This is a genomic window from Sulfurospirillum sp. 1307 (genome assembly GCF_054408545.1).
The window spans coordinates 1619162-1633660 of sequence record NZ_CP176011.1 but is presented as its reverse complement, the minus strand read 5'-3'; the positions used below and the strand labels follow the sequence as shown (position 1 = coordinate 1633660).

The 14499-nt window shown below is 36.7% G+C and carries 9 protein-coding genes, 3 tRNA genes and 3 rRNA genes; 13 read left to right on the top strand and 2 right to left on the bottom strand.

Going from position 1 to position 14499, the window contains the following annotated elements:
• Positions 1-39: 39 nt before the first annotated feature.
• From trpB to rrf, 12 genes are all read left to right on the top strand, one after another.
• The gene (trpB, locus tag ACKGJI_RS08270; RefSeq protein WP_458699811.1) at positions 40-1251 is read left to right on the top strand and encodes a tryptophan synthase subunit beta; all 1212 of its coding nucleotides are present in this window, start codon (positions 40-42) and stop codon (positions 1249-1251) included.
• A gap of 95 nt (positions 1252-1346) precedes the next feature.
• The gene (gene mqnE, locus ACKGJI_RS08265) at positions 1347-2417 is read left to right on the top strand and encodes an aminofutalosine synthase MqnE (RefSeq protein WP_458699810.1); all 1071 of its coding nucleotides are present in this window, start codon (positions 1347-1349) and stop codon (positions 2415-2417) included.
• Between the two features lie 2 nt (positions 2418-2419).
• A complete protein-coding gene (locus ACKGJI_RS08260) occupies positions 2420-3700 on the top strand; it encodes an NCS2 family permease (protein ID WP_458699809.1) in 1281 nt (426 codons plus the stop codon).
• Positions 3701-3719: 19 nt separating this feature from the next.
• Entirely contained in the window at positions 3720-4169 is a 450-nt protein-coding gene (locus tag ACKGJI_RS08255) for a phosphoribosyltransferase (RefSeq protein WP_458699808.1), read from the top strand.
• Between the two features lie 73 nt (positions 4170-4242).
• Positions 4243-4812, top strand: a complete 570-nt coding sequence (locus ACKGJI_RS08250; protein ID WP_458699807.1) for an anthranilate synthase component II — start codon at positions 4243-4245, stop codon at positions 4810-4812.
• Positions 4809-5993: an ArnT family glycosyltransferase gene (locus ACKGJI_RS08245; protein ID WP_458699806.1), complete on the top strand. Its 1185-nt coding sequence runs from the start codon at positions 4809-4811 to the stop codon at positions 5991-5993. The genes ACKGJI_RS08250 and ACKGJI_RS08245 overlap by 4 nt, the downstream gene beginning before the upstream one ends.
• A 9-nt stretch (positions 5994-6002) precedes the next feature.
• Positions 6003-6683, top strand: a complete 681-nt coding sequence (locus tag ACKGJI_RS08240) for a pilus assembly FimT family protein (protein WP_458699805.1) — start codon at positions 6003-6005, stop codon at positions 6681-6683.
• A 351-nt stretch (positions 6684-7034) separates the two neighbouring features.
• A 16S ribosomal RNA gene (locus tag ACKGJI_RS08235) occupies positions 7035-8545 on the top strand.
• Positions 8546-8641: 96 nt separating this feature from the next.
• A tRNA-Ile gene (locus ACKGJI_RS08230) sits at positions 8642-8718 on the top strand.
• A gap of 117 nt (positions 8719-8835) precedes the next feature.
• Positions 8836-8911: transfer RNA gene (locus ACKGJI_RS08225), tRNA-Ala, on the top strand.
• 193 nt (positions 8912-9104) lie between these two features.
• A 23S ribosomal RNA gene (locus ACKGJI_RS08220) occupies positions 9105-12016 on the top strand.
• A gap of 348 nt (positions 12017-12364) precedes the next feature.
• Positions 12365-12480, top strand: a 5S ribosomal RNA gene (gene rrf, locus ACKGJI_RS08215).
• Together the 16S, 23S and 5S rRNA genes with 2 tRNA genes alongside form the textbook arrangement of a ribosomal RNA operon.
• Positions 12481-12578: 98 nt before the next feature.
• Here the strand turns inward: rrf and ACKGJI_RS08210 are convergent.
• Together ACKGJI_RS08210 and ACKGJI_RS08205 are read right to left on the bottom strand one after the other, a co-directional pair.
• Entirely contained in the window at positions 12579-13424 is an 846-nt protein-coding gene (locus tag ACKGJI_RS08210) for a prephenate dehydratase (protein ID WP_458699804.1), read from the bottom strand.
• A gap of 1 nt (position 13425) precedes the next feature.
• Positions 13426-14319: a nucleoside recognition protein gene (locus ACKGJI_RS08205; protein ID WP_458699803.1), complete on the bottom strand. Its 894-nt coding sequence runs from the start codon at positions 14317-14319 to the stop codon at positions 13426-13428.
• A gap of 85 nt (positions 14320-14404) precedes the next feature.
• On the opposite strand from ACKGJI_RS08205, the gene ACKGJI_RS08200 reads away from it, so the two are divergent.
• A tRNA-Arg gene (locus ACKGJI_RS08200) sits at positions 14405-14481 on the top strand.
• The last annotated feature ends 18 nt before the right edge of the window (positions 14482-14499 follow it).

Sequence of the window (14499 nt, the reverse complement as noted above, 5' to 3'; positions counted from 1 at the left end):
ATCTAATTTATAATTGTTAAAACTACACAAAGGATAAGTATGATTCAAAAACCATATTTAAAAGCATTTCCAGATGAAAAAGGATATTTTGGTAAGTTTGGAGGAGCGTTTTTACCTCCTGAGTTAGAAGAACAATTTAAACAAATTGAACAAGCGTACCTTACTATTGGAAACTCCCATAATTTTATTATGGAATTAAGAGATATTAGAAAACACTATCAAGGTCGTCCAACTCCAGTTTATTATGCAAAAAGATTAAGTGAATATGTTGGAGGGGCTAGGATTTATCTAAAAAGAGAGGATTTGAATCATACAGGAGCTCATAAATTAAATCATTGTATGGGAGAGGCACTACTTGCAAAATATTTAGGGAAAAAGAAACTAATTGCTGAGACTGGAGCTGGTCAGCATGGTGTTGCACTAGCAACTGCCGCGGCGTATTTTGGTTTAGAGTGTGAAATTCATATGGGGGAAGTTGATATCGCTAAAGAACACCCAAATGTAACTCGTATGAAAATTTTAGGTGCAAAAGTAGTTCCAGTTAGTTTTGGAGGAAAAACACTAAAAGAAGCAGTAGATAGTGCATTTGAAGCGTATTTAAAAGATCCAAAAAATTCACTATATGCTATTGGTTCAGTAGTAGGTCCTCATCCATTTCCAAAAATGGTAAGAGATTTTCAAAGTGTAGTAGGTTTTGAAGCAAGAGATCAGTTTTTAGAGATGACAGGAAATCTTCCAGACAATTTAGTAGCTTGTGTTGGTGGTGGAAGTAATGCTATGGGATTGTTTTCAGCCTTTTTAGAAGATCCATGTGAGATATATGGAGTCGAACCAGCTGGAACTGGAACTAAACTTGGCGAACATGCGGCTAGTTTAACATATGGGAAAGAGGGAATTTTACACGGTTTTAATTCTATCATGCTTCAAAATGAAGATGGCTCACCAGCTCCTGTTCACTCAATCGCTAGTGGACTTGATTATCCTTCTGTTGGGCCAGAGCATGCTCATTTAAGTACTCAAAATAGAACAAAAGTTGCAACTGCTGATGATAAAGAAACAATCCAAGCTTTTTATGATTTATCTCACTACGAAGGAATTATCCCAGCACTTGAGAGTTCTCATGCAGTAGCATTTGCCATGAAACTTGCTCGTGAAAAACCGTATGAATCAATTTTAGTTAATCTTAGTGGAAGAGGCGACAAAGATATAGACTTTGTTGTTGAAAATTTTCCGCCAGAAGACTACATGTAAAGTCAGTTAAAAAGAGGATTTAATTCCTCTTTTATCCTAGTGTAATTTTATTTGGGTAAAATACCCTCTTAAAATTAAAAATAGAAAGTTTTTATATGAACTTATTAGAGAAGTTAGATTCAAATGAACGCTTAAGTTATGAAGATGGCTTGAAGCTTTGGGAACTAGATCTTTTTACATTAGGAAAGTATGCAAATGAAAGAAGAAAAAAGCTTCATGGAAAACAAGCCTTTTTCAATGTAAATAGACATATAAATCCAACTAATATATGCAAAGATGTATGTAAATTTTGTGCTTTTAGTGCAAATAGAAAAAATCCAAACCCATATACTATGAGTCATGAAGAGATATTGAATATTGCTGAAAAAGCAGTTCAGCATGGAGTAAAAGAGGTTCATATAGTTTCTGCTCACAACCCACATGCTGGTTTAGATTGGTATCTTGGAATGTTTAAAAAAATTAAAACTAAGTTTCCATCTTTACATGTAAAGGCTTTAACTGCTGCTGAGATAAATTTTTTGGCAAATGAGTACAATCTTGAGTATGAAGAGATTATAAAAAAAATGATAGATTCAGGTGTAGATTCTCTTCCTGGTGGTGGTGCTGAAATATTTGATGAAAAGGTAAGAGATTATATTTGCAAAGGAAAAGTTAGTTCACAAAACTGGTTAAAAATACACGAACTTTGGCATAAACAAGGAAAACAATCAAATGCAACAATGCTTTTTGGGCATGTTGAATCAAGAGAAAATAGAATAGATCACATGCTAAGATTAAGAGACTTACAAGATAAAACAAATGGTTTTAATGCTTTTATTCCACTTGTTTATCAAAGAGAAAATAATTACTTAAAAGTAGAAAATTTTTTAAGCTCGATAGAAATTTTAAAAACATATGCAATTAGTAGGCTTATGTTAGATAACATACCTCATATAAAAGCATATTGGGCAACTTCTACAATAAATTTAGCGTTAATTGCATTAGAATTTGGAGCGGATGACTTAGATGGTACGATAGAAAAAGAGGCAATTCAATCAGCTGCAGGAGCAAAAAGTGCAACTGGTATGAATATAAAAGACTTTATAGACTTGATTACTACAGCAGGTTTTATTCCTGTTGAGAGGGATAGTCTATATAATAAATTAAAAATTTTCAAAAAGGATTAAATTTGGGTTTTTTCAAACTTAAAGAGCATGGTACGGATGTCAAAACTGAGTTTACTGCTGGTTTTACAACATTTTTAACAATGATGTATATAGTTCCAGTAAATGCAATCATTATGAGCAAAACTGGTATGGATTTTGGAGCATTAGTAACTGCAACTGCTTTGATTACTATATTTTCAACAGTTTTAAATGGTCTTTGGGCAAATACTCCAATTGCTATGAGTGTTGGAATGGGACTTAATGCTTATTTTACATTTGGACTAGTACTTGGTATGAAAATACCTTGGCAAACAGCTTTAGGGATTGTTTTTGTTTCAGGTATTTTATTTTTAGTATTGTCTTTTACAAAGTTTAGAGTTTGGATGATGCAAAGTGTTCCTCATGATTTAAGAAGAGCAATTAGTGCTGGTATTGGAGCATTTATCGCATTTATTGGTTTAAAAAGTATGGGAATGGTTGTTGATAACCCAGCAGTTTTAGTAGGCCTTGGTGATTTTAAAGATTCAAAAGTTTTACTTGGTGTTGTTGGATTAGTGCTTGTGTTTGCTCTTTATGCATGGAGAGTAAAAGGGGCTTTTATATTATCAGTTCTTTTAACATCAATCATAGGTTGGGTTTTTGGAGTTGCTGATGCACCAAAAGAGTTTTTCTCAATGCCTTCATCAATTGCTCCAATTGCACTAGAGCTAGATATCACTCATGCTTTAACTTTAGCTTTTGTTCCTGTTGTGATTACATTTTTAATAACTGATATGTTTGATTCAATTGGAACTCTAGCAGGAGTTGGTTATAGAGCAGGACTTTTTAAAGATGATGGAAAAGATTTACAAAAAACACTAGAAGCTGACGCAGCTGCTACAGTTGCTGGATCATTAGTAGGAGTTTCAACAACAACTAGTTTTATTGAAAGTGCTGCTGGTGTTGAAGAGGGTGGAAGAACCGGTTTGACAGCTGTTGCAACAGGTTTATTTTTTATATTAACACTATTTATGATGCCACTATTTCAAGCAATTCCAGAAAATGCTATTTATCCAGTATTAGTAATGGTTGGTGTTTTGATGTTTAGTGAATTATCACACATTAATTTTGATAATATTGCAACCTCAGTTGCAACATTTTTGATAGTTATTATGATGCCACTTACTTTTTCAATTACAAATGGTTTGGCATTTGGTTTTGTAGCATATTTATTAATAAAACTATTAAAAAAAGAGTATGAAGATATTAACTTAGGTGTTGTATCTTTGGCTGTTATTGGTTTAATTGTTTTTATAGTTCAATAAATTTAGGGAAGGGGACAAATTGCGTTTTTATAGTTATGATGAGTTTAAAACAGATGTTAATCTTTTAGCTAAAGAGATAAAAAAGTATGAGCCAGATGTCATCTTAGCAGTTGCTAGAGGGGGAATGACACTAGGACACTTTTTGGCAGAAGCTTTAGAAATGAGAGATTTATATTCTATCAACTCTATTCATTATGAAGAGACTAGAAAGTTAGATACTATTGATATTTTTAATATTCCAGATTTAACTAAAGCAAAAAGAGTAGTAATCGTTGATGATATTATAGACAGTGGCGAAACTATGATAGAAATCAAAAAAGTTTTAGCCGATAAATATCCACATCTAGATTTAAAAGTTGCTTCTATTTATTATAAAGAAAAAGCTCTTTTAAGACCAGATTTTAGTGCAAGAGAAGCTACAGAATGGATAGAATTTTTCTGGGACTTTCAGATAGATAACTTCAAATAAAATTGGAGGGGTTTCCCTCCAACTACTTATTTTGGTATAATAACTCTATATTATCCAAGGATACACAAAAAATATGATTTTAATGATAGATAACTACGATAGTTTTACTTACAATATAGTTCAGTATTGCCTAGAATTGGGTGCAGATTTAAAAGTTATAAGAAATGATGAACTAGATACAAAAGAGATAGAAAAATTAAATCCAGAAAAGATAATAATTTCTCCAGGCCCAGCAACTCCAAATGAAGCAGGAATTAGCCTAGATGCAATCAAATATTTTTCAGATAAGTTACCGATTTTGGGGATTTGTTTGGGGCATCAAGCAATAGCTCAAGTCTTTGGAGGCAAAGTAGTTAGAGCAAAAAACATGATGCATGGTAAAACCTCTAAAATTAAAAAAGTAAAAGATACTAAAATTTTCAAAGGTTTACCAAGTGAATTTACAATGACAAGATATCATTCTTTAATAGTATCAAAAGATGATTTAACGGATATCATAGTTCCTACTTCTTATAGCATGGATGATGATGAAATAATGTCATTAGAAATTAAAGATAAAGATGTTTATGGAGTACAGTTTCATCCAGAATCTATTTTAAGTGAATATGGTTATGAGATACTGGATAACTTTTTAAAATTATGAAAGAGATTAACTTAGTTGTTTTAGTTATTTTTGTAAATGTACTTTTCTTGCTATATGGCATAAATTCACTATCAATAAGGTATGAAGAGGCACAAGTTCTTTTTGAAGGAACTAATTTACTTCATCATATTGTTTATTTTTCTACTAAAATATTTGGGCAAAATGATTTTGCTCTTCGTTTACCTTTTGTTTTTCTACATGTAGTATCTATTATCTTATTGTATAAAATCGGAAAACTTTTTTTAAAAAGAAAAATAGATAGAGTTATTTCAATCACTCTTTATGCAATGCTTCCTGGTGTAAATAGTGCTGCTTTGTTGATAAATAATGCCTATGTAGTTATATTTTTTACTCTTTTATTTATATATTTTTACATGTATAATCAAAAAAGGCTGTCTTACTTAGTATTGATTTTATCTTTATTTGTTGATAATGCTTTTTCTATTTTGTACCTTTCTATCTTCTTTTATAGTATATTTAATAGAAAAAAAGAATTTTTATGGTTTAGTTTATTGCTCTTTGGAATTTCTATGTACATGTATGGTTTTGATACAGGAGGAAAACCAAAGGGATATTTTTTAGATACTCTAGGAGTATACGCTGCAATTTTATCTCTTTTTGTTCTTTTGTATTTTATATACACCATATATCGAATTTTACTTAAAGAAGAAAAAAATATACTGTGGTATATCTCTTTTACATCATTTTTACTTTCAATATTGTTGTCTTTTAGACAAAAGATTATGGTAGAAGATTTTGCACCATTTGTAGTTATATCAATGCCACTTTTGGTAAAAGTATTTTTTAATAGTTACAGAGTAAGACTTCCTCAGCACAGAAAATATCACAATATATCTTTTGGTATTGTTTTTTTGTTTTTAGTAGCTAACCTTGCTATTAGTTATTTTAACAAACCTCTTTATTTACTTCTTGATAGACCAAATAAACATTTTGCATACAAATACCATATAGCAAAAGATTTAGCAAATATATTAAAAGACAAAAACATAACAAGTGTAAAATCTATAGACAAACAACTTGCATTAAGATTAAAATTTTATGGTATAAAAGATGGGGGAGATTATATCCTTTCTCATTCTAAATTTAAAAAAGATGAATATAAAACGATAAATATAGAATATTTAGGTAAATTAGTTAAAAGATTTTATTTATATAAATAGGAGCGGCAAATGAAAAAAGCATTTACTATGTTAGAGCTAGTTATGGTCATAGTTCTTGTTGGAATAATTTCAGTAATGATTGCTCCTAGCTTCGAAACAAATAACCTAAGAAGAGCTGCCGAACAAGTAGTAAGCCACATAAGATATACTCAACACTTAGCTATGATGGATAATAAGTTTGATCCAAATGATGATGATTGGTACTTAGGAAGGTGGCAAATTGTATTTTCAAAAAATTCAGGAAGTGATGATAAATGGTCATATACTATATTCTCAGACTGGAAAGGTGGCCATGATGGGAATCCAAATCCAGCAACTTCTACTACTTCAAGTGAATTAGCATACAATCCAATAGATAACACAAGATATTTGACTGGTGGAACAAGTGGAACCAACATAATACATTATGATGACAAAGAAGCAACAAAGGAACTTAATATTGGTAATGAATACGGAATAGCAAATGTTAGTCTTTCAGGTGGTGGAACAGGCTCAACTACACAAAGGGTAATATTTGATAATTTAGGTAGACCTTATAGAGGAATAACAAATACTTCAACATCAAGTCATATAAAAAGTTCTGTAGATAGGTTAGTTCAATCACAAATAGTAATAACACTTACAAATAATTCAGGTGAAAATATTCAAATAGCAATTGAGCCTGAAACTGGTTACGCACATATTCTATAAATTTTTATAAAATCTCCAATTTCTTTAATGAAACTCTAAGCTAAAACTGTATATAATTTCGTCCTCGTTTGAGAGAACGGGGTTAGAAGAGCCTTGGTAGAGGGCGATTCAAGTTCATTAAAAATATAAATGTTAAATCAATCTTTGAAATCTAAATAAGCGACTTTACAAGTCGGGATAACTATTAAAAGAGTTCAACTAACTCAAATAGTTAAAATCAACACTCCATGTTGATATGTTATTTAAATGTTTTCAATTATTAAATTAATTCTACTGCGAAGCAGTTAGCTTTAGTGCAATGAATTTAAAAGGAATTACTTCCTTTTAAAGAAAACAATTATTATAAACAGTTTAATGGAGAGTTTGATCCTGGCTCAGAGTGAACGCTGGCGGCGTGCTTAACACATGCAAGTCGAACGATGAAGCTAGTGCTTGCACTAGTGGATTAGTGGCGAACGGGTGAGTAATGTATAGCTAACCTGCCCCTTGGAGGGGGACAACAGTTGGAAACGACTGCTAATACCCCATACTCCATTATGACATAAGTTATAATGGGAAAACTCCGGTGCCAAGGGATGGGGCTTTATGGTATCAGGTAGTTGGTAGGGTAACGGCCTACCAAGCCAATGACGCCTAGCTGGTCTGAGAGGATGATCAGCCACACTGGAACTGAGACACGGTCCAGACTCCTACGGGAGGCAGCAGTGGGGAATATTGCACAATGGGGGAAACCCTGATGCAGCAACGCCGCGTGGAGGATGACGCATTTCGGTGTGTAAACTCCTTTTATAGGTCAAGAACATGACGGTAGCCTATGAATAAGCACCGGCTAACTCCGTGCCAGCAGCCGCGGTAATACGGAGGGTGCAAGCGTTACTCGGAATCACTGGGCGTAAAGGATGCGTAGGCGGATTAACAAGTCAGAAGTGAAATCCTACAGCTTAACTGTAGAACTGCTTTTGAAACTGTTAGTCTAGAATATGGGAGAGGCAGATGGAATTGGTGGTGTAGGGGTAAAATCCGTAGAGATCACCAGGAATACCCATTGCGAAGGCGATCTGCTGGAACATTATTGACGCTGAGGCATGAAAGCGTGGGGAGCAAACAGGATTAGATACCCTGGTAGTCCACGCCCTAAACGATGTACACTAGTTGTTGCGATGCTTGTCATTGCAGTAATACACCTAACGGATTAAGTGTACCGCCTGGGGAGTACGGTCGCAAGATTAAAACTCAAAGGAATAGACGGGGACCCGCACAAGCGGTGGAGCATGTGGTTTAATTCGAAGATACGCGAAGAACCTTACCTGGACTTGATATCCTAAGAATCTCTCAGAGATGAGAGAGTGCTACTTCGGTAGAGCTTAGTGACAGGTGCTGCACGGCTGTCGTCAGCTCGTGTCGTGAGATGTTGGGTTAAGTCCCGCAACGAGCGCAACCCTCGTCCTTAGTTGCTAACAGTTAGGCTGAGCACTCTAAGGAGACTGCCTTCGCAAGGAGGAGGAAGGTGAGGACGACGTCAAGTCATCATGGCCCTTATGTCCAGGGCTACACACGTGCTACAATGGTCAGGACAAAGAGAAGCGATACTGCGAGGTGGAGCAAATCTTAAAACCTGATCTCAGTTCGGATTGGAGTCTGCAACTCGACTCCATGAAGCTGGAATCGCTAGTAATCGTAGATCAGCAATGCTACGGTGAATACGTTCCCGGGTCTTGTACTCACCGCCCGTCACACCATGGGAGTTGATTTCACTCGAAGCCGGAATACTAAATTAGTTACCGTCCACAGTGGAATTAGCGACTGGGGTGAAGTCGTAACAAGGTAACCGTAGGAGAACCTGCGGTTGGATCACCTCCTTTCTAGAGTATAAACTCATACATCTCACAATGTATGAGTAAGAGGTTATCTTGAGCTTGTAAAGTGCTTATTTAGTTTTGAGAGATTGATTAGAGAAGGGGCCTGTGGCTCAGGTGGTTAGAGCGCACCCCTGATAAGGGTGAGGTCACAGGTTCAAGTCCTGTCAGGCCCACCATTTTTAGCCAATACAGCTCAAAGCTAAAATTTTTAGTTTAGTCACTTACTCTTAAGTAAGCTCCTGCACTAAAAATATTACCTTTGCACTGTATAAACTAAAAGAGTTATCAGGCTTGGGGAATTAGCTCAGCTGGGAGAGCGCCTGCCTTGCACGCAGGAGGTCAGCGGTTCGATCCCGCTATTCTCCACCATTTCTAATAACATTTAAAAGGATAAGAAGTTTAATTTAATTTCTATTGTATATAGGTAGAGATTAAATTAGATTTTAAATAATCTATGTTCATTAAATTATAATTGTTGATTGTCAAAAATAGAAAAACAATTTTGCTGACTTATTAAAGATTTATTTTTAGTAAGGAAGTAAGTGCGAATTAGAATAGTCAAAGGTAAGCTATTAAGAGCGAATGGTGGATGCCTAGGCTGTAAGAGGCGAAGAAGGACGTACTAGACTGCGATAAGCTACGGGGAGCCGTCAAGAGGCTTTGATCCGTAGATTTCCGAATGGGACAACCCAGCATGGCGTGAGTCATGTTACCCTACGGGGGGCTAACCTGGTGAAGTGAAACATCTCAGTAGCCAGAGGAAGAGAAATCAAACGAGATTCTGCTAGTAGCGGCGAGCGAACGTGGAAGAGGGCAAACCCAATGCTTGCATTGGGGGTTGTAGGACTGCGATATTGTACTTCAAAGGATAGTAGAATAATCTGGAAAGATTAGCCATAGAGAGTGAAAGCCTCGTATACGAAATCTGGCGAAGACATAGCAGTATCCTGAGTAGGGCGGAACACGTGATATTCTGTCTGAATCCGGGGGGACCACCCTCCAACCCTAAATACTACTTACAGACCGATAGTGAACAAGTACCGTGAGGGAAAGGTGAAAAGGACCCCAGTGAGGGGAGTGAAATAGAACCTGAAACCATTTGCTTACAATCATTCAGAGCCCTATGATTTATCAGGGTGATGGACTGCCTTTTGCATAATGAGCCTGCGAGTTGTGGTCAGTGGCAAGGTTAAGGATACCCGGAGCCGTAGCGAAAGCGAGTCTTAATAGGGCGACATAGTCACTGGCTGCAGACCCGAAACGAAGTGATCTATCCATGAGCAGGTTGAAGCTGGTGTAAGAGCCAGTGGAGGACCGAACCGGTAGGCGTTGAAAAGTCTTCGGATGACTTGTGGATAGGGGTGAAAGGCCAATCAAACTTCGTGATAGCTGGTTCTCTCCGAAATATATTTAGGTATAGCGTCATGTTGTAGCATAGGGGGGTAGAGCACTGATTGGGCTAGGGCCTACACCAAGGTACCAAACCCTGTCAAACTCCGAATACCCTATGTGTAATCATGGCAGTCAGACGGCGGGTGATAAAATGCGTCGTCGAGAGGGAAACAACCCAGACTACCAGCTAAGGTCCCAAAGTTAAACTTGAGTGGAAAACGATGTGGAGTTACTTAAACAACCAGGAGGTTGGCTTAGAAGCAGCCATCCTTTAAAGAAAGCGTAACAGCTCACTGGTCTAGTGATTCTGCGCGGAAAATATAACGGGGCTAAAAGTTTACACCGAAGCTGTAGACTCAGATTTATCTGAGTGGTAGGAGAGCGTTCTAGTCAGCGTTGAAGCCATACCGGTAAGGAGTGGTGGAGCGGCTAGAAGTGAGCATGCAGGCATGAGTAGCGATAAAAGGGGTGAGAATCCCCTTCGCCGAAAACCCAAGGTTTCCTACGCGATGCTCGTCATCGTAGGGTTAGTCGGGACCTAAGTCGAGTCCGAAAGGGGTAGACGATGGAAAATAGGTTAATATTCCTATACTAATTTGTGAGCGTGATGGAAGGACGCTTAGGGCTAAACGAGCTAACTGATGGAATAGTTAGTCGAAGGATGTAGGTTGTGATGGAGGCAAATCCCTATCACACAAGACCGAGACCCGACAGGCTCTAGATACTCTTCGGAGTGGAAGGAGAATCGTTGATGCCGTCGAGCCGAGAAAAGTTTCTAAGCATATCACAAATTACCCGTACCGTAAACCGACACAGGTGGGTGAGATGAGTATTCTAAGGCGCGTGGAAGAATCCTGGTTAAGGAACTCTGCAAAATAGCACCGTATCTTCGGTATAAGGTGTGCCTCCTCTGGTATAGGACTTTACGTCTGAAAGCTAGAAAGGTTGCAACAAAGAGTCCCTCCCGACTGTTTACCAAAAACACAGCACTCTGCTAACACGTAAGTGGATGTATAGGGTGTGACGCCTGCCCGGTGCTGGAAGGTTAATTGATGCAGTTAGCATTAGCGAAGCTGTTGATCGAAGCCCCAGTAAACGGCGGCCGTAACTATAACGGTCCTAAGGTAGCGAAATTCCTTGTCGGTTAAATACCGACCTGCATGAATGGCGTAACGAGATGGGAGCTGTCTCGACCAGGAATCCAGTGAAATTGTAGTGGAGGTGAAAATTCCTCCTACCCGCGGCAAGACGGAAAGACCCCGTGCACCTTTACTACAGCTTGACACTGCTGTTGGGATATAGATGTGCAGGATAGGTGGGAGGCTTTGATTCATGGTCGCTAGATCATGATGAGCCGTTGTTGAGATACCACTCTTCTGTATTCTGATAGCTAACTCCGTACAGTTATCCTGTGCGAGGACAATGTCTGGTGGGTAGTTTGACTGGGGCGGTCGCCTCCTAAAAAGTAACGGAGGCTTACAAAGGTTGGCTCAGGACGGTTGGAAATCGTCCGCAGAGTATAATGGTACAAGCCAGCTTGACTGTGAGACGTACATGTCGAGCAGAGACGAAAGTCGGTCATAGTGATCCGGTGGTTCTGTGTGGAAGGGCCATCGCTCAAAGGATAAAAGGTACGCCGGGGATAACAGGCTGATCTCCCCCAAGAGCTCACATCGACGGGGAGGTTTGGCACCTCGATGTCGGCTCATCGCATCCTGGGGCTGGAGCAGGTCCCAAGGGTATGGCTGTTCGCCATTTAAAGCGGTACGCGAGCTGGGTTCAGAACGTCGTGAGACAGTTCGGTCCCTATCTGCCGTGGGCGTAGGAAGATTGAGGAGAGTTGACCCTAGTACGAGAGGACCGGGTTGAACGAACCACTGGTGTATGGGTTGTTCTGCCAAGAGCATCGCCCAGTAGCTATGTTCGGATGTGATAACCGCTGAAAGCATCTAAGCGGGAAGCCAACTCCAAGATGAATCTTCCCTGAAGACCTCATGAAGACTACATGTTTGATAGGCTGGGTGTGTAATGGATGAAAGTCCTTTAGCTGACCAGTACTAATAGGTCGTTTGGCTTACATTTTAATTTACTTTTACCGCTTGAACAAAGTCCAAGCTAAAGTAACAAATACTAAAGCACAAAAAAGCTTCGGCTTTTTCGTATTAAGTGTTTGAATTATTCTAAGCACTTGCTTCCTTATTAGAGATAAATCTAATAGGAAACAAAATGTTTTTCAAGACAATCAATTATTAATGGGAGTCAGAGCTTTACTTTTAACTTTTTAGCAAAAGTTAAAACTCAAGCAACAGACCCCAAAAACACACAAAAAGTGTTAATGAAAATATACTCTTAACCGGAGTCAGAGCTTTACTTTTAACCTAAAGGTAAAAAGTAAATCAGCAGACCCCTAAGTATCTTTTCATTAACACTTCCGGTGGCTATAGAGAAGAGGAAACGCCTTGCTCCATTTCGAACCAAGAAGCTAAGCTCTTCATCGCCGATGATACTCTCCCTTACTGGGACGGAAACGTAGGTCGCTGCCGGTTCCTGTGTTTATCTTATTCGCTTACTACTTTTTTATTTCTATTTTTTTTGTTTTAATTTCTTTTTAGTTGCTTTGCTTGTATATTGGTTTATTATATATTTAGTGGTTGTTTCTATACGTATCTTTTATATATGTTCCCAAAAGTTTGATTTCTTTTGCAAAGAAATTTAATTCTTCCATTGCTAGTTTTAATTTTTTTTCTTCTATATGCGCATCAATATCTATATGAAATTGACTTGCTTGAAGGGAGCCAGGAAGAGCATAGCTTTCTAATTTTATCAAGTTTACTCCATTTGTAGCAAATCCACCTAGTGCTTTATAAAGAGCTGCTGGTATATCTCTTACTTGAAAAACCAAGGATGTTATGTATTCTTTTTCTTTTTTATATTTTGGAATAATAGATTCTTTTGATAATATGATAAATCTTGTTGTATTATTTTGTAAATCTCCAAAGTTATCATTTAAAATTTCTAAATTATAGAGTTTTGCAGCTAAACTTGAAGCAATTGCTGCGTGTTTTTTATCTTTTAGTTGACTTATTTCTTTTGCTGAACCAGCTGTATCAAATTTTGCTTGTGCTATTAAGTTTAGTTTAGTTATATTTTTATGGCATTGTGCTAGTGCCTGAGGATGTGATGATATGTATTGCAAATTATCTAGCTTCGTTCCCTTAATGGACAATAGACAGTGTTTAACTGGTTCAAAATGTTCTTTTATAATATATAGTGATAGTTTTGGAATTAGCCTATAAATTTCTTCTACTCTTCCTGCTGTTGAATTTTCAAGTGGAATCATTGCAAAATTTGCAGTACCTGATTCTACTAATTTCATAGCATTTACAAAACTATCGCAAGCAATACTTATAGAATTAGGAAATGCTCTTTTGCATGCCAAGTGAGAGTAAGCACCCTCTACGCCTTGATAAGCTATTATTTTGTCGTTCAAGTTAATCCTTTGTTTGTACTTTATTTGATAGTACTTTTACGCATAGTGTAGCAAAAATAAAAGCAAAAAGAACTCGTAGAGTAACTATAACCCATATATTTGCTCCAAAGATAACAAATAAAAGTGTATCTTCAATGATTGCGTGACATATCATAAGAAATGTACCGATAAATAAAATTTCTTTTTTTGTTAATCTGTTTTTCTCATATTCACTTATAAGTATGCCAGCTCCATATGTAATGCCAAGAATTACACCAATACTAATCGAAAATGCACTATTTACTTTGTTTGAATATTCTTCAATAATCTTAAGCGATTTTATAAAATCTAAAATAAAAATAAGCAAAGTTATAAGAGCAATTATTTGAATTGATAGATACAATGATTCGTATAAAGAAGTTTTTAGAAGGTCAACTATTGAGTTATAATTTGGAAGGGATGGAATATTGTCTTTTATAATAGTTGTTGTTTCAAACCAAGTTTCAGGCAATAATGAAGTGATGTAACCCACACTAAGTCCTACAATTAGTCTTAGTAAAATTGAAAAGGTTTTTGAAATACCTAATTTTTTCATGACAGCAGTTTCTACTATAAGTGCATGGCATATACCTAAGAATACAGCCAATATAGTCCACTCTTTTGGGCTTAATCCTAATGGTGCAGAAAAAGCAATAGCTGCATATAAATTAAGAAATATTCCACTTACAATTGATAGTGCAGTTTCATTTGGCAAACTAAGAAAAGAAGTAATAGGTTCAAATATGAAAGTTATATATTCTAATAAGTTATAATAAAAAAGTATATCAGCTAATATATAGATAGGTACAACAAGCCTGAGTATGATAATGGAACTTTTTAAAGATGATTGCAAAGATGTGTTAATGGAAAATTTCATAAAAATTCTTTTTTTATCTAATTTTACACAAAAAAACTTTGATTTTTATATAAATTTGGGTATAATCTCACTCTCAATTAAATATGCGCTCGTAGCTCAGCTGGATAGAGTATTGGTTTGCGGTACCAACGGTCACAGGTTCGAATCCTGTCGAGCGCGCCATCTTCTTAAAGCTACATA

What these genes read in the sequence shown, in the direction of transcription:
- trpB (WP_458699811.1), top strand. Translation starts at nt 40, where the DNA reads ATGATTCAAAAACCATATTTAAAAGCATTTCCAGATGAAAAAGGATAT.
- mqnE (WP_458699810.1), top strand. Translation starts at nt 1,347, where the DNA reads ATGAACTTATTAGAGAAGTTAGATTCAAATGAACGCTTAAGTTATGAA.
- ACKGJI_RS08250 (WP_458699807.1), top strand. Translation starts at nt 4,243, where the DNA reads ATGATTTTAATGATAGATAACTACGATAGTTTTACTTACAATATAGTT.
- ACKGJI_RS08245 (WP_458699806.1), top strand. Translation starts at nt 4,809, where the DNA reads ATGAAAGAGATTAACTTAGTTGTTTTAGTTATTTTTGTAAATGTACTT.
- ACKGJI_RS08240 (WP_458699805.1), top strand. Translation starts at nt 6,003, where the DNA reads ATGAAAAAAGCATTTACTATGTTAGAGCTAGTTATGGTCATAGTTCTT.
- ACKGJI_RS08205 (WP_458699803.1), bottom strand. Translation starts at nt 14,319, where the DNA reads ATGAAATTTTCCATTAACACATCTTTGCAATCATCTTTAAAAAGTTCC.